The 14,820-nt window shown below is 69.7% G+C and carries 13 protein-coding genes; 8 read left to right on the top strand and 5 right to left on the bottom strand.

Annotated features, from left to right (window positions below; genetic code table 11):
- The 3 genes from DFI_RS00235 to DFI_RS20540 all read right to left on the bottom strand — a co-directional run bounded on the left by DFI_RS00235 (position 1) and on the right by DFI_RS20540 (position 2,855).
- Positions 1-1,179 carry a Y-family DNA polymerase gene (locus DFI_RS00235; protein ID WP_027463211.1) on the bottom strand — a complete coding sequence of 393 codons (1,179 nt, stop codon included), beginning with the start codon at positions 1,177-1,179 and terminating at the stop codon, positions 1-3.
- A complete protein-coding gene (locus DFI_RS20615) occupies positions 1,176-1,844 on the bottom strand; it encodes a LexA family protein (protein ID WP_027463212.1) in 669 nt (222 codons plus the stop codon). Before DFI_RS20615 ends, DFI_RS00235 begins: the two co-directional genes overlap by 4 nt.
- 156 nt (positions 1,845-2,000) lie before the next feature.
- Positions 2,001-2,855 (bottom strand): alkaline phosphatase family protein, encoded by an 855-nt coding sequence (locus DFI_RS20540; RefSeq protein ID WP_027463213.1) that lies wholly within the window; start codon positions 2,853-2,855, stop codon positions 2,001-2,003.
- 93 nt (positions 2,856-2,948) lie between these two features.
- Between DFI_RS20540 and DFI_RS00250 the strand changes: the two genes are divergently transcribed.
- Complete coding sequence (locus DFI_RS00250) at positions 2,949-5,018, top strand: eCIS core domain-containing protein (RefSeq protein WP_081425863.1); 2,070 nt, start codon at positions 2,949-2,951, stop codon at positions 5,016-5,018.
- A gap of 3 nt (positions 5,019-5,021) precedes the next feature.
- Entirely contained in the window at positions 5,022-5,474 is a 453-nt protein-coding gene (locus DFI_RS20015) for a hypothetical protein (protein WP_155864561.1), read from the top strand.
- 15 nt (positions 5,475-5,489) lie between these two features.
- Here DFI_RS20015 and DFI_RS00255 read toward each other — a convergent pair whose 3' ends face one another.
- On the bottom strand, positions 5,490-7,496 hold the full coding sequence (locus DFI_RS00255) for an elongation factor G (protein ID WP_027463215.1): 2,007 nt from the start codon (positions 7,494-7,496) through the stop codon (positions 5,490-5,492).
- A 184-nt stretch (positions 7,497-7,680) separates the two neighbouring features.
- Between DFI_RS00255 and DFI_RS00260 the strand changes: the two genes are divergently transcribed.
- The 3 genes from DFI_RS00260 (at position 7,681) to DFI_RS00270 (ending at position 11,121) form a co-directional block, all read left to right on the top strand.
- The gene (locus tag DFI_RS00260; protein WP_051307879.1) at positions 7,681-8,952 is read left to right on the top strand and encodes a metallophosphoesterase; all 1,272 of its coding nucleotides are present in this window, start codon (positions 7,681-7,683) and stop codon (positions 8,950-8,952) included.
- An 80-nt stretch (positions 8,953-9,032) separates the two neighbouring features.
- Entirely contained in the window at positions 9,033-10,010 is a 978-nt protein-coding gene (locus tag DFI_RS00265; RefSeq protein ID WP_051307881.1) for an alpha/beta hydrolase family protein, read from the top strand.
- Between the two features lie 10 nt (positions 10,011-10,020).
- Entirely contained in the window at positions 10,021-11,121 is a 1,101-nt protein-coding gene (locus DFI_RS00270; RefSeq protein WP_027463217.1) for an alpha/beta hydrolase family protein, read from the top strand.
- Positions 11,122-11,135: 14 nt separating this feature from the next.
- Here DFI_RS00270 and DFI_RS00275 read toward each other — a convergent pair whose 3' ends face one another.
- On the bottom strand, positions 11,136-11,711 hold the full coding sequence (locus DFI_RS00275) for a nitroreductase family protein (protein WP_027463218.1): 576 nt from the start codon (positions 11,709-11,711) through the stop codon (positions 11,136-11,138).
- 132 nt (positions 11,712-11,843) lie between these two features.
- Here DFI_RS00275 and DFI_RS00280 point away from each other — a divergent pair, with 132 nt between their 5' ends.
- The 3 genes from DFI_RS00280 (at position 11,844) to DFI_RS00290 (ending at position 14,756) form a co-directional block, all read left to right on the top strand.
- Entirely contained in the window at positions 11,844-12,911 is a 1,068-nt protein-coding gene (locus DFI_RS00280) for an ABC transporter permease (RefSeq protein ID WP_027463219.1), read from the top strand.
- 23 nt (positions 12,912-12,934) lie between these two features.
- On the top strand, positions 12,935-13,657 hold the full coding sequence (locus tag DFI_RS00285; RefSeq protein ID WP_051307883.1) for an ABC transporter ATP-binding protein: 723 nt from the start codon (positions 12,935-12,937) through the stop codon (positions 13,655-13,657).
- A gap of 88 nt (positions 13,658-13,745) precedes the next feature.
- Positions 13,746-14,756, top strand: a complete 1,011-nt coding sequence (locus DFI_RS00290) for a YpdA family putative bacillithiol disulfide reductase (protein ID WP_027463221.1) — start codon at positions 13,746-13,748, stop codon at positions 14,754-14,756.
- Positions 14,757-14,820: the final 64 nt, after the last annotated feature.

Below are 14,820 nucleotides of genomic sequence, written 5' to 3' on the forward strand. Positions count from 1 at the left end.
TCAGGCCCTCACGGCCACCGGCGCGCGGCGGACGGAGGCCACAGGAGCCGGCGCAGGCGCGTCCCGCGTCAGGGCACTCACCCAGCGGTACGCCGTGCCGGCCGCCACGCTGAAGGGGTCCAGCCACTGCACCTGCCGCATCACGCCCGGGAAGCGCCGCTCGGCCAGCTCCGCCGCGTCCCGGGCAGCCGCGCGGCTCCACAGGTCGTTCTGCCCGCCCAGGCGGTCCAGGCCGCTCAGCACGACCTCCAGCGCCTCCACCCCCAGGTGCGCGGCGTTTGCATCATCCAGGGCGCGCAGCACCGCGCGGTGCAGCACTCCGGGCGCGCGCAGGTCCTCCTTCACGGTCCGGGTGGCGCTCAGCGTCAGGCCCGCCACGCCGGCCCGGACCGTCAGCCGCTGCGGCGACCGGCCCGCCAGCGCCTCCAGCAGCGCCGGGCATAGCGCCTGCGCCGCGGCACTCAGGTCCCGCGGCTCGAACAGCGGGTCGTCGAACTGCCGCGCCACCCGCACCTCGGCCGGCAGCCGCGCCCGCCCCACGCCGCCGCTGTTCGCGCCGTGCAGGTACGGTTTCAGCACCGTCCACTCGGCCCCCAGGTACGCCGCCTGCTGCGCCTTGCTCCACCTCAGCAGCTCTCCGACCGTGCCCACCCCCAGCCACGTCAGGCGCGCGTGCAGCTCGGCGCTCAGGCCCACGCCGCGCAGCGCTTCCAGCGGCAGTGCCCGGCGGAACGCGGCCGGGTCCGCCACCGCCCGCACGCCCCCGGTCCCGGCATCCAGCGCGGCCAGCAGCGCCAGCTCCCGGGTGTCCGCCAGGCCCACGCGGGCGTGCAGCGCCGAGGCGAGTTCCGCCGCCCCGGCCGGCGTGAGGGTCAGCAGCGCGCGCCCCACCCCGCCCACCTCCAGGCGCGGGCTGTACGCCGGGAGGCCCGCGCACACCTCCGCCCAGGCGGTCTCCAGCGCCGGGGCACTCAGGGGCACCGCGTGCAGTTCCGGCACGCGCGACAGCGCCCCCGACACCCGCATGCCCGGCTGCACGCCCCCCGCCAGCGCCGCCGCGCTCGCGCACCGCACCCGGCCGGCGTCCGTCACGGCCAGCGGCAGGTCCAGGCCGTGCTCATGCTCGGCGTGCCACAGCGCGAACGGCTCCAGCAGCAGCGCCGCGATCCGCGTACTCACGGCCGGCCCCGCGCGCTGCGCCGCGCGCCGCCCAGCCCGATGTGCCCCACCAGCACGCCCTGCACCTGCACGTCCGAGACCGGAAAGCGCATCGGCTCGAAGGCCGGGTTCTCGCTGTGCAACGTCACCGCCCGCCCGCGCTGCTGCCAGCGCTTGAGGGTCCCGGCGTTCTCCCCGGGAATCAGCACCAGCGCCACCTCACCGTTCTGCGCGACGTCCGCCGGGCGGATCGCCACCACGTCCCCCGGGAAGATGCCCAGGCCCAGCATGCTCTCCCCCCGCACCCGCAGCAGGAAATCCCCCTCCCGCATGGGCAGGATGTCGTCCAGGCGCGTCACGCGCTCCTGCACGCCACCGTCCGCCAGGGCGGGCGGCCCGGCCGCCACCTCCCCCAGCAGCGGAAAGCCCGCCGGGGCGCCCAGCGCCGCCCGCGCCGCCGGAGTCAGCGAGACCAGCGCCACCTGCCGCGGCCGGGCGTGGTAATTCAGGAAGCCCCGCCCGTGCAGCGTGAGCAGGTGGTCCCGCAGGTTCTGCCGCGCCAGCCCCAGGTCCTCCGCCAGCGCCGACGCGGTCAGGCAGCTGTCCCCGCCCTGTTTTTCCAGCCACAGCACGGCACGCAGCACCTCCCACTGCCGGGGCGTCAGAACCGCTGAACGGGGCGACATGTCACGTGACATGCTCCACTGTAAACACGCTCACGCTCGGCCCGCAATCCCCCGCCACCGGGGGTCAAGGCACGCTCAAGCCCCACCCGCTCGTCCCCCGTCAGGCCCCGGCATCCACGGGCAACCCCGCCCAGCGTGCCACCCACGCGCCCCCCGTCAGGCCCCGGCATCCACGGGCAACCCCGCCCAGCGTGCCACCCACGCGCCCCCCTGCACCACGTCCGCCACCCCTTCCACCCGCCCGCCCGACCATGCCAGCGGCACCCGCGCCACCGTGTGCGACTTCACACGCAGGTCCTCCAGGTTCCCGTGATCGCTGCTCAGCACCACCTCCGCCCCGCCGTCCAGCAACCCCCGCACGAAGGCGTCCACCCGCTCCAGATACGCCCGCCCTGCCCTGAGCACCCCCACCGGCGTCGGCGTTCCCCCCGCGTGCCCCAGCAGGTCACTGAACCACAGGTCCACCACCAGCAGGTCCGCCGCCCGCGCCGCCCGCGCCACCTCGCCCCCCAGGCGCACCACCCCGTCCAGCCCCAGGAACGCCTCCTCCCACGGCGGCTCGTACCCCAGCCCCAGCGAAACCCGCACCGCCGGCAGGCCCGGCGGATTCAGTGGCCCCCCCGCCGCCCGGAACGCATACGGAAAGCAGCCCAGCCGCCCCCGCCGCGCCGGCGCCTCCAGAAACGCCGGCGCGTAATGGTTCAGCAGCGCCACCCGCCCCCCCGCCCGCGCCAGCCGCCCCGGCAACGCGTGCTCGTCCAGCAGCCGGCGCAGCGTCGGCCCCGGCTGCGGCCCGAAATGCTCCCCCATCACCGCCACCGCGTCCCGGCCCGTCAGCCAGCACGCCTGCCCCGTCCCCGACTGCGGCAACCCCGGCACGCCCAGCGTCGCGTCCAGCGCCACTCCCCCATCCACCAGCGCCCGCAGGGTCGGCAGCGCCTGCTCCCACACGCCGCCCGGCGGGGCGTCCAGCGGATGCCCCACCCCGTCCAGCGCCACCCAGACCCTCATCCCGGCAGGCTAGCAGGCCATCCGCCCGGCAAAATCGTCCCCGCCTGCCAGAACCCTTCGGTAGAGTTGCACCGACAGCGGAGGCTTCAACGCATGGAATACCAGCGCAAACGTCCACTCACTCCCTCCGCCGGACCCCACCAGCCCACCGTCAGGGCCGAGGTTCCGGCCGTCTCCCACCATGTGCCCGTTCAGCGGGCGATGCAGCGGTTCACGTGTACACCGACCGCTGCGCAGCGACAGGCTGTGATTCCGGTGTTGCGGGCGGCGAGTCTGCACCGGCAGGAAGAGGAGCACTTGAGCGCGCAACGGTTGCCCCTGCAACGTCAGGTGACTGACCTGAGCGCCACACTTCCCGCGGACGCGATTCAGACAGCCTTACAACGGCAGGCCAGCGAACGCACTCCGGGCGTCATCCCCTCCCACCCGCAGGCAGCCGGGGAGTGGGTGACGGTGATGCGTCACCGGGCCGAGCAGGTGGACGGCACGAGGATGGATGCGCGGTCCATGCAGGCGTTCGCCACTCTGCAACGTCAGGTGGCCGCGGCCCTGGTGCACAGCGTGAAACATGACCCCAGCCCGGCCCTTCAGCGGCACTCGGCTTTCGCTGAACACGCGGTGAGCCTGCAACGGCATGCCCTGACCCGCACGATTCCCCGAGCTGCGCTGAGTCAACTCCCGCCCGGTGAACGCCTGAGCCTGCAACGGGCGGTGGACGAAGCGACCCAGGCCGATGCCCTGCAACGCCAGCAGGACGCGCAGGCGTTGCAACTTCATTCCCTCCAACGGCACCTGGCAGAACTGGACGAGCAGGCCACGAAACCGGTCATGGAACGGATTCAGGCGCGCAGAGGGAGCGGGAACCCGCTCCCGGCCGCGGTGCAGCGTCATCTGGAACAGGGATTGAATCATGACCTGAGCGCGGTGCGGATTCATGATGATGCGGAGGCGGACAAGCTGGCGAAGGGCGTGAGCGCTGTGGCGTTCACGACGGGGACGGATATCTACTTCCGGAGTGGGAAATTCAACCCGAACACGCAGTCCGGGCTGGAACTCCTGGCGCATGAGGTGACGCATACGGTGCAGCAGAGCCAGGGCAAGGTCGGCAAAGGCATTGACCCGGATGCAGGTCTGGAAGCAGAAGCGCGGGCGATGGGGAAGCGGCTGGCTAGTGGTTCTCCTGCACTTAAATGGCAGTCAAGCGGAGGCAGACTGCGACAGAGCGTCCCCTCGGCAACCTATTCAGTTCAGAGAACCCCGGAGGGTACGACTGATCTGAGAAAGAAGCTGGTCCAAGTCGCAGCGACAGCGCAGGCGGAGGCGAGAAAGGCGAATGCTGGGCGTGGTGCCGTAGCAGAGATCGGGCAGACACCGAAACTAAACGCTTACGAGTTCCAACCTCTCTTGCCCCTGAATAAGGGTGATCCGAAGGATCTTGCCTTTGATCATGGCTTTCTTGCAGGTGCTGGCGGCAAGCTGGACAAATCGAAAATGGTTAAACCGACCTTACAGGACTACGCGGCGTGGACGAAGTGGATGCACATTGCGGGAGCTCTCCTTGGACTGCGCCCCGACTTGAAGGACGCGATCTTTGCCTATATGCATTTCCTACGTGCAGGAGGGCAAGCCCGTAATGTGAACTACGAGAGGTTCCTCAAATACGACCCGGCTGGAAAGCGGGTGCATGACGCGCTGACTGAGGATGTCAAATTCGGAATCCGGAACTCGTTAGCAGGCGGAAATTACAAACAAGGTCTCAAATATTCGATGTCGGGGTCAACAGCTACTATTTATGTTGGTCGGGGTGCAAGGTATCCTGAGCCTGCAACAGAAAACTGGCAGAAGGCGATTGGTAAGCATCAGGCCTGGGCGGACGTCTCCTACAATTTTATCTATAAAAAATCTGGGCCAACGCTAATAAATACAAGCATTCATATTAAAATGAAGGACATGTATAATTTCAACCCAGGTGACGCTGATATAGCTACAAGTACTCCTGATGATGTAAATGGCCGTTTCGAGCTGACGGGTTTGGGCAAAGAGTATATTAATTACGGGTCTGTCAAGAAAAATGTTGCCTTCACGATAGACTTTGCCTCACTCAGCATTACCCAGAAAAGTGCCGCTGGCTCTGCGAAACTCCTTCTTCCGAATCCGAGGTGAGTGATGAAGGAATCTCTTCTTAGCTTATGCGCCCTCTTCTTGCTGTCCTCATGTCATCACCAGAACAAAGTGACCGATGTTGGAGGCACGAAAACCCTTATTACAGATGTTCGTTCTGGTGGCATTGTTGATCAGTACCTTCTGCCGCCTTATAAAAGTGGAGCCCACTGGGTTGAGCTCCGTAAAGTGTACGATTCGTCTTCGGTTCCTGGTCCGTCTGAGCCCACACTTTACATTATTGTTCCCCTCTCCCGCACTCTGCCGAGTAGCACGAAAGAGGAGGTTGAAATGGATAATGAAGCTTTGCGCAAACTGGAGGATGTGTATCCGAAACTGAAGAACCTGCTGGAGCAAGGCCAGCAGGTTGATATTTCTTCCTTGGTTGTCCCTGGAACTATCCCTTACTACGGCATTCAGAAATCAGAGAAGGTTTTTCTGATCGTCGGCAAGATGTAACGGTTCGTTCAATCCTCAGCTCTGCGCTGCTGCCTGGAATTTTCTTTCCTCGACGACTTTTTTGGCGAGGTGTTCGGGGACTTCCTGGTAGCCGTGGGGTTTGAGGGAGTAGGCGCCGCGGTCGCCGGTCATGCTGCGCAGGTCGGCGTTGTAGGTCTGAAGTTCGCTCTGGGGAACGATGGCGCTGATGGTGAAGACGGTGCCGTCGGGTTCCATGCCCTGCACGCGGGCGCGGCGGCCCTGGAGGTCGCCCATGATGTCGCCGGTGTACTGGGCGGGCGCGCGGACTTTGAGGAGCATGACGGGTTCGAGGAGGACGGGGCGGGCCTGTTCGAGGGCGGCGCGGGCGGCGAGGCTGCCGGCGGTGCGGAAGGCCATGTCGCTGCTGTCGACTTCGTGGTAGCTGCCGTCGAGGACGGTGAAGTGGACGTCCTGGAGGGGGTAGCCGGCCAGGGCGCCTTTTTCCATGGTGTCCTGCACGCCTTTTTCGATGCTGGGGATGTACTTGCCGGGGATGGCGCCGCCGACGACAGCGCTTTTGAAGTGGTAGCCCTGGCCGGGTTCGACCTGGAGGTGGCAGTCGCCGTACTGGCCGTGTCCGCCGCTTTGTTTTTTGTGTTTGCCCTGGGCTTTGGCTTTGGCGCGGATGGTTTCGCGGTAGGGGATCTGGGGGGGGGTGACGGTGACGTTCACGCCGAGCGCGGCGAGTTTTTCCACGGCGATGTTGGTGTGCATTTCGCCCATGCCGCCGAGGAGCATCTCGCCGGTCTGGGGTTCGCGGCCGTAGTGGAGGGTGGGGTCTTCTTCGAGGAGTTTGGCGATGGCGTCGCCGATCCGGTCTTCGTCCTGGCGGGTTTTGGGGTGCAGGGCGACGGTGTAGACGACGTCGGGGAGGTTGAGGGGGTCGTACTGGATGGGGTGCTGGGGGTCGGCGAGGGTGTCGCCGGTGTGCAGCTGGTCGTTTTTGGTGATGACGCCGATCATGCCGGCGGTGAGTTCGGGAACTTCGGTGAGGTCCTTGCCGTTCATGACGTACAGGTGGGCGGGTTTGAGGTCCACGTCGCGGGTGGTGTTGCGGATGGTGTCGCCGGCTTTGAGGGTGCCGCTCCAGACGCGGAGGTAGGCGATCTTGCCGACGTAGGGGTCGATGCTCATGCGCCACACGCGGGCGCTGAAGGGCGCGTCGGGGGTGGGGGCGCGGGTCTGACCGTCGATGCCGGTGAGTTCGCCGCGTTCCTGGGCGCTGCGCAGGCCGTCGACCATCAGGTCCATGAGTTCGGGGATGCCGGTCTGGGTGGTGGCGCTGATGGGGATGGCGGGGTAGATCTTGCCGGCGTGCACGCCGGCGTAGAAGGCCTTCGCGAGTTCGTCCTGGCTGATGTCCTCGCCTTCGAGGTAGCGGTTCATGAGGTCGTCGTCGGTTTCGACGATGGCGTCCACGAGGGTGCTGCGGGCTTCTTCGAGGGCGTGGCGGGTTTCGCCGCTGTACTCGTCGGGGTGGGCGGTGAGGACGTTGATGACGCCCCTGAAGTCAGGGCCTTCGCCGTCGGGGATGAAGGCGGGCACGATGGGGCCGGGGAGGCTGGCGCGGAGTTCGGCGAGGGTGGCCAGGTAGTGGGCGCGTTCGCGGTCCATCTTGGTGACGGCGACGATGCGGGGCATGCCGAGGTTGTCGGCGTGCGCCCAGACGCGTTCGGTGCCGACCTCGACGCCGCCGGTGCCGCTGACGAGGATGACGGCGCTGTCGGAGGCGCGCATGCCGCCGCGGATTTCGCGCACGAAGTCGGCGAAGCCGGGGGTGTCGAGCACGGTGATGTCGGTGTCACGGTGTTTGAAGCGGAGCACGCCGGTCTTGATGGAAAAGCCGTGGGCGTGTTCTTCCTCGGTGTGGTCGCTCTGGGTGGTGCCGTCCTCGACGCGGCCCACACGTGAGATCGCCCCGCTGCGGTGCAGCAGGGCTTCGGCCAGCGTGGTTTTGCCGGTGCCGCTGTGCGCGGCGAGACTCACAATACGAACGGGCATTCGTGAATCACCTGTTCCTTTCCAGCTCATGTGAACGGGAAGTCAACGGTTGACCTCGGAGGTCATGAGCGGCTTGTGCGCTGAAGATACTCCCCTGACCGGGCGGGTCAAGGGAATCCGCCCCGGGCGTCCGGCGCTCCCTGCCTGCGCGGCGCCGGGGCGGAATGTGCCAGCATGCGGGGCCATGTCCGCCCTGCCTGCCGCCACGTCCGGTCCGCTGCACGTTCCCGCGCGGGGCCTGATCGCCGTGATCGGCGCGGACGGCAGTGACCCGGCCGGGTGGGCCGCGCGGCATTTCGCGCCGGAGGAGGTGCTGGACCCGGGCACCTTCCGGGCCTGGGTGGGCGGTGACGCGGCCGGGGGTCTGGACGCCCTGCTGCACGTGGCGGGCGCGCGGCTCTCACGGGGGCTGCTGACGGTGATCGCGGGGCCGCTGGTCCGCCCGATGGACCGGGCCCCGCTGGTGGCGCTGGCGCGCGCGCACGATCTGCCGGCGTCGGCGGTGGTGCTGGACCCGCCCCGCGCGGACCTGCCCCGCACGGACGCCGTGCAGGCGCAGGTGACGGAGCTGCACCGCACGCTGGGCGGCCTGGAGAAGGAGGGCTTCCGGAGGGTGTGGGTGCGCCGCGGCCCCGGCCTGGAGGGGAGCGGCGTGCGGCGCGTGCCGCTTGCGCCGGACCGGTCGGACCTGCGTGGGCCGTTCGATTTCATCGGGGACGTGCACGGCTGCCTGCCGGAACTGCGGGACCTGCTGGGCGCGCTGGGATACGCAGTGGGGGAGGACCTGAGCGTCACGCCGCCGCCGGGCCGCACGGCGGTGTTCGTGGGGGACCTGGTGGACCGCGGGCCGGACAGCGCGGGCGTGCTGCAACTGGTGATGACCCTGGTCCGCAGCAGTGCCGGGCTGTGCCTGCTGGGCAACCACGACGAGAAACTGGCCCGCGCGCTGGAGGGCCGCAGCGTGAAACCGGTGCACGGCCTGGACGTCACGCTGGCGCAGGTGCATGCGCGCGGCGAGGCCTTCGCCGGGCAGGTGCGGGCATTTTTGGGGAGCCTGCCCACGCACCTCGTGCTGGACGGCGGGCGGGTGGTGGTGGCGCACGCGGGCCTGCCGGAGCGCTACCACGGGCGGGTGGGGGGCCGGGTGCGGACGTTCGCGCTGTATGGCGACGTGAACGGCCAGAAGGACGAGTACGGCCTGCCGGTCCGGGGGGACTGGGCGGCCGGGTACCGGGGCGGGGCGCTGGTCGTGTACGGGCACACGCCGCACCTGGACGTGCGCGCCCTGAACGGCACGGTGAACCTGGACACCGGCTGCGCGTTCGGGGGGAAACTCAGCGCGCTGCGCTACCCGGAGGGGCAGGTGGTGCAGGTGCCGGCCCGGGCGGCGTACTGGGTGCCGGCCAAGCCCATGCCGGCCGTGCCGGAGGAGGCGCGGTTCGTGGGGGAAGGCTGAAGTATTCCTGAACGCGCGCGGGGGCGGCACGGTGCGCTGGGGCGCTGTTCTGGCCGGGCGGGTCTGTTTAACGTTGAAGGGTGAACCGACTTCTGCTTTCCGTGGCGCTGCTGGGCAGCCTGACCGTTCCGGCCGTGCAGGCGCAGTCTGCGGCCGCCATTGCGAAGGTGGACGTGGCCGACCTGAGCATTCAGGCCGCGCGGCAGCGCATGTACCCGGGCAGCGCCCTGAAGGTCGTGCAGACCCTGGCGCGCGGCAGCAACTACACCCGGCAGGTGGTGAGCTACCAGTCCGAAGGCCTGACCATCTACGCGCTGCTGACGGTCCCGAACGGCACCCCGCCGAAGGGCGGCTGGCCGGCGGTGGTGTTCAACCACGGGTACGTGCCGCCCGCCGTGTACCGCACCACCGAACGGTACGTGGCGTACCAGGACGCCTTCGCCCGCAGCGGCTTCGTCACACTGAAAAGCGATTACCGCGGGCACGGCCGCAGTCAGGGTGAGCCGCTCGGCGGGTACTATTCGCCCGGCTACACCACCGACGTCATGAACGCCCTGAGCAGCCTCAGGAAAGACGCGCGGGTGAACGCGAAGCGCGTGGGCATGTGGGGGCACAGCATGGGCGGCTTCCTGACGCTGCGCGCCATGGTCATCGACCCCAGCATCAGGGCCGGGGTGATCTGGGCCGGGGTGGTCGGCGACTACCACCAGATGATGACGCAGTGGAACAACCGCCCGCCCGCCAGCATCCCGCAGCGGGTGCTTAACCTGCGAACGGCGGCGGTGGCGAAATACGGCACGCCCGCGCAGAATCCCGCCTTCTGGGCGGGCCTGAGTGCCAACACGTACCTGAAGGACCTGGGCGGGCCGGTGCAGCTGCACATCGGCAGTGCCGACGAGGACGTCCCGGTGCTGTTCCACACCACCCTGCGCGCGCAGCTGATCGCCGCCGGGAAGGGCGTGCAGAGCTACGTGTACCCCGGGGACAACCACAACCTCAGCCGTCACCTGACCGTCGCCCTGAACCGCAGCGTGGCGTTCTTCAAGGCCAACCTGTGAGGCGGGGCGCATGCGGGCCCTGATCCGGTTCGCGCTGCTGCTGGTGCTGGGCGCGGCGTTCGTCGCGGTCATGCAGCCGGAGCGCCTGCCGTTCCGGGTGCCCTGGCAGGGCGCTGCGGCCCCCAGCGGCGAGCCGGACGCCCCCACCCCGCGGACGCCCGCCGACCCGGCCGGCACTGCCGATCCTGGGGCGGACCCGCCGGACACCCTGAGCACCGACGCGCTGGGCCGCGTGACGGACGAGGCCATGCGCGCCTTCGTGGCGCGGCAGCCGGTCAGCATTCAGGCGCTGCGGGCCCGCACGTACCCGGGCAGCGCCCTGAAGGTCGAGCGCACCCTGAACGCCGGCAGCAACTACACCCGGCAGGTCGTGAGCTACCAGTCCGAGGGCCTGACCATCTACGGGCTGCTCACCGTCCCGCGTGGCACGCCCCCGGCGGGCGGGTGGCCGGCCATCGTGTTCAACCACGGGTACATCCCCCCGGACGAGTACCGCACCACCGAGCGGTACGTGGCGTATCAGGACGCCTTCGCGCGCGCCGGGTTCGTGACGCTCAAAAGCGATTACCGCGGGCACGGCGACAGCCAGGGGGACGCCCGGGGCGGCTACCAGGACCCCGGGTACACCGTGGACGTCCTGAACGCCGCCGCCAGCCTGAAAAAGGACCCGCGCGTGAACGCGAGGCGGCTGGGCCTGTGGGGGCACAGCATGGGCGGGCAGCTGAGCCTGCGGGCCATGCTGGTGGACCCGGACCTGAAGGCCGCCAGCCTGTGGGCGGGCGTGATCGCCGGGTACGACGTCCTCGCCACCGACTGGAACCGCGCGCCGGGCACGCCCCGGCCCACGCTGGACCCCCTGAACCGCCGGTACCTGCGGCTCCTGAGTCCCAACGCGTACCTGAAAGACCTGCGGGGCCGCCCGCTGCAGCTGCATCACGGCACCGCCGACAAGGACGTGCCCTACAGCTTCCAGGTGGCGCTGGCGAACGACCTGCGCGCCGCGCAGCAGCCGTTCACGGCGTACCGCTACGACGGCGACAACCACAACCTCAGCGGGAATCTGGGCGTGGCGCTGCGCCGCAGCGTGGCGTTCTTCCAGGCGAACCTGTAGCTGCTCCTCTGTAACTACTCCCGCACCCACACGACCTTGTCCTCCAGAGGCGCGCGGGGCCGGTCGGGCGGGGTGGTTTCGGCGTACCCCAGGAAGATAAAGCCGCGCAGTTCCGGCGCGCCGAGTTCCGCGGCGGTCAGGGGGCTGACCATGGCCGGGCCGCTCACCCACTTGCTGGCCAGGCCGTGCGCGGTGGCGGCCAGCAGCATGTTCTGCGCGGCGGCCGCCAGGGCGTGTTCTTCCTCCCAATGGGGAAGTTTCGGCGGCTGGGGAATGTGCAGTTCCAGGCTGATCCACACCGGGGCCTTCAGGACCCGCACGCGCTGGTTGGCCTGCACGTCGGGATTGGCGGCGTCTTTGGCAGTGCTGGCCGCGTAGGCCCGCGCGAACAGGTCGCCGAGGCGGTGACGGCCCTCGCCGGTGAAGACCGTGAAGCGCCACGGCTGCCGGTTGCCGTGGGTGGGGGCCCAGGTGGCGGCGGTGAGCACGGCCTCCAGGACGTCCTGGGGGACGGGATCGGGCCGGAGTTTCAGCAGGTCGGCGGTGCGGCGGTGGCGGATGGCGTGCAGGACAGGCCGGGCATCGGGCATGCCGCCGATGATACGGAGCGCGGCCGCCAGGGGGGAGGCATACTCATTCTCCTGACTGACCGGTCGGTATACTCATGACCGACCGGTCAGTCACAACAGACCGGAATTTCCCACCCCTGCCAGGAGGCCCCCATGTACCTCGCCCTGCGCGAACTGCGCCACCACCCCGTCCGCTCCCTGCTGCTCGGCGCGGTCGTCACCCTGATCGCCTTCATGGTGTTCATGCTCACCGGCCTGACCCGCGGCCTCGCCCACGACAACGCCGCCCTGCTGCTCGGCACGCCCGCCCGGCACTTCGTGACCACCCACGACGCCGAGGGCGTCTTCACCCGCTCCTTCCTGACCCCCGCCGACGTGGACGCCGTCCGGCAGGCCGCCGGCCCCACGCCCGCCACACCCGTCGCGCAGACCTTCGTGAGCTTCAGCCGCGGCGACCGGCAGCTCAGCGGCGTGCTGCTCGGCGTGGCCCCCGGCCGCTTCATGGCCCCCGCCGCCACCCAGGGCCGCGCCCTGACCGCCGCCACCCCGGACGCCGTGGTGGACGAGAGCCTGCGGGAGGACGGCGTGCAGCTCGGCGACACCCTCACCCTCAAACCCGGCGGGGACACCGTGCGCGTCATCGGCTTCACCCGCGGCGCGCGCCTGAACCACCAGCCGGTCCTGTACGTCACGCTGGACCGCTGGCAGGCCCTGAACCCCCGCAGCCGCGGTGCCGTGAACGCCGTGGCCGTGCAGGGCGACCTGCCCCGCCCCCTGCCCGCCGGCCTGGGCCTGCACACCCGCGCCGAAACCCTGCAGGTGCTGCCCGGCTACCAGGAGGAACAGGGCAGCCTGACCATGATCCAGGTCTTCCTGGTGGCGGTGGCGGCCTTCGTGATGGCCGCGTTCTTCTACGTGATCACCCTGCAGAAAACCCCGCAGTTCGGGCTGCTCAAGGCCATCGGCGCCCGCACCCGCACCCTGGCCGGCAGCCTCGTCACGCAGATGCTGCTTCTGACCGCCGGTGCCGTGACCGCCGCCGCGCTGCTCACCCTGGCCGCGGCGCAGCTGCTGCCCGGCAGCCTGCCCTTCACCCTGACCGCCCCCACCGTGCTGGCCGCCTCGGGGCTGCTGCTCGCCGTGGCCGCCCTGAGCAGCCTGCTCAGCCTGCGCGCCATCGCCCGGGTGGACCCGCTGATCGCCATCGGCACCCCCGTCTGACCCGCCCCCCCAGGAGACCCCGCATGACCGCCCTGCTCGACTATTCCGCCCCCACCCCCACCCCGCTGGCCCCGCCCACCCTGTCCCTGCACGGCGTCAGCCGCACGTACGGCGACGGCGAGGGCCAGATCACCGCCCTGCACCCCACCACCCTGCACGTCCGCCCCGGCGAGCTCGTCGCCGTGAACGGCCCCAGCGGCAGCGGCAAGAGCACCCTGCTGGCCCTCGCCGGCGCCCTGCTGCGGCCCAGCGCCGGGCAGGTCGTGATCGCCGGGCAGGACCTGGGCACCCTGCCCGCCCGGGACCTCCCCGCCTTCCGGCTCTCGCACCTGGGGTTCGTGCTGCAGAGCAGCAACCTGATTCCCTTCCTGACCGTGCACGAACAGCTCACCCTGGTCCCCCGCCTCGCCGGGCAGGGCGGCCGCGCGCCCGGCACCCTGGCCGACGAGCTGCTGGACACCCTGGGCCTCGCAGGCCGCGCCCGGCAGTACCCCGCGCAGCTCAGCGGCGGGCAGCGCCAGCGCGTCGCCGTCGCCCGCGCCCTGATGAACGACCCGCAGCTGATCCTGGCCGACGAACCCACCGCCAGCCTCGACGGCCCCCGCGGCCGCGAGGTCGTGGAGCTGCTCGCCCACGCCGTGCACGGGCGCGGCAGGGCCGCCGTGATGGTCACGCACGACGAGCGCGTGCTGGACCTGTGCGACCGCGTCGTGACCCTCGTGGACGGCACCCTGCGCGAAGGCTGAGCGCGCAACCCAGGCAGTGACGGACCCCGGCCGCCCAGGTGGCCGGGCCTCACCGTTTTCCCGCGCGGCACCTGAAAGAATGCCGGACATGAGCCTGATTGATGTCGCCATCGTCGGGGCGGGCCCCGTCGGCCTGGCCGCCGCCATCGCCTGCAAACGCGCGGGCCTGAGCTACGTGGTGCTGGAACGCGGATGCGTGGTGAACGCCATCTTCGAGTACCCCACCTACATGACCTTCTTCACCACCGCGCCCGAACTGGAGATCGGCAACCACCCCATGGTCACCGGGCACGACAAACCCGACCGCCGCGACGCCCTGATGTACTACCGCCTGGTCACGCAGCGCGAGGCGCTGAACGTCGAGCAGTACACCGAGGTCACGAGAGTGCACGCCGCCCCGGCCGGCTTCACGCTGGAAATCGAGAAGCGCGACGGCACGCCCGGCGTCGTCGAGGCGCGGCGCGTCGTCGTGGCAACCGGGTACTACGACAACCCCGTGCACCTGGGCATCCCCGGCGAGGACGGCGAGAACGTCAGCCACTACTACACCGAGGCGCACCCCTTCATGGGCCTGAACGTCACCGTGATCGGCGCCGGGAACAGCGCCGCCGACGCCGCCCTGGACCTCTGGCGCGGCGGCGCGAACGTCACCATGATCGTCCGCGCGCCCGAACTGAAAAGAACCATCAAGTACTGGGTGCGGCCCGACCTGGAAAACCGCATCAAGGAAGGCAGCATCACCGCGCACTTCGAGTCGCAGGTCGTGGAGATCCACCCCGAGCACGTGCGCGTGCAGCGCCCGGACGGCACCACCTGGGACCTGCCCACCCACTTCACGTTCGCGCTGACCGGCTACCGCCCGGACCTGAGTTTCCTCTCCGGCCTGGGCCTCGCGCAGCACCCGGACGAGTGCCTCGTCCTGACCGAGCACTACGAAAGCAGCGTGCCGGGACTCTTCGTGGCCGGCAGCGCGGGCTTCGCGGGCAAGACCAACCAGGTGTTCATCGAGAACGGCCGCTTCCACGCCGACCTGGCCGTGGCCGAGATCATCCGGCAGCTGCAGGGACAGGCGCCGGAACCGCTGCAGTCCGTGCACTGAGCACCCCACCCGGCTTCGTAACGTGCGTTCATCGGCGGCCGGGGGGCGCGTGGGATACTGCGCC

Origin of the sequence: Deinococcus ficus, from assembly GCF_003444775.1 — a bacterium.
Classification (GTDB): domain Bacteria; phylum Deinococcota; class Deinococci; order Deinococcales; family Deinococcaceae; genus Deinococcus; species Deinococcus ficus.

Coding starts and splice junctions, on each gene's coding strand:
- DFI_RS00290 (WP_027463221.1), top strand. CDS start 13,746: ATGAGCCTGATTGATGTCGCCATCGTCGGGGCGGGCCCCGTCGGCCTG.
- DFI_RS00260 (WP_051307879.1), top strand. CDS start 7,681: ATGTCCGCCCTGCCTGCCGCCACGTCCGGTCCGCTGCACGTTCCCGCG.
- DFI_RS20015 (WP_155864561.1), top strand. CDS start 5,022: ATGAAGGAATCTCTTCTTAGCTTATGCGCCCTCTTCTTGCTGTCCTCA.
- DFI_RS20615 (WP_027463212.1), bottom strand. CDS start 1,844: ATGTCGCCCCGTTCAGCGGTTCTGACGCCCCGGCAGTGGGAGGTGCTG.
- DFI_RS00270 (WP_027463217.1), top strand. CDS start 10,021: ATGCGGGCCCTGATCCGGTTCGCGCTGCTGCTGGTGCTGGGCGCGGCG.
- DFI_RS00250 (WP_081425863.1), top strand. CDS start 2,949: ATGGAATACCAGCGCAAACGTCCACTCACTCCCTCCGCCGGACCCCAC.
- DFI_RS00255 (WP_027463215.1), bottom strand. CDS start 7,496: ATGCCCGTTCGTATTGTGAGTCTCGCCGCGCACAGCGGCACCGGCAAA.
- DFI_RS00280 (WP_027463219.1), top strand. CDS start 11,844: ATGTACCTCGCCCTGCGCGAACTGCGCCACCACCCCGTCCGCTCCCTG.
- DFI_RS00285 (WP_051307883.1), top strand. CDS start 12,935: ATGACCGCCCTGCTCGACTATTCCGCCCCCACCCCCACCCCGCTGGCC.
- DFI_RS00275 (WP_027463218.1), bottom strand. CDS start 11,711: ATGCCCGATGCCCGGCCTGTCCTGCACGCCATCCGCCACCGCCGCACC.
- DFI_RS20540 (WP_027463213.1), bottom strand. CDS start 2,855: ATGAGGGTCTGGGTGGCGCTGGACGGGGTGGGGCATCCGCTGGACGCC.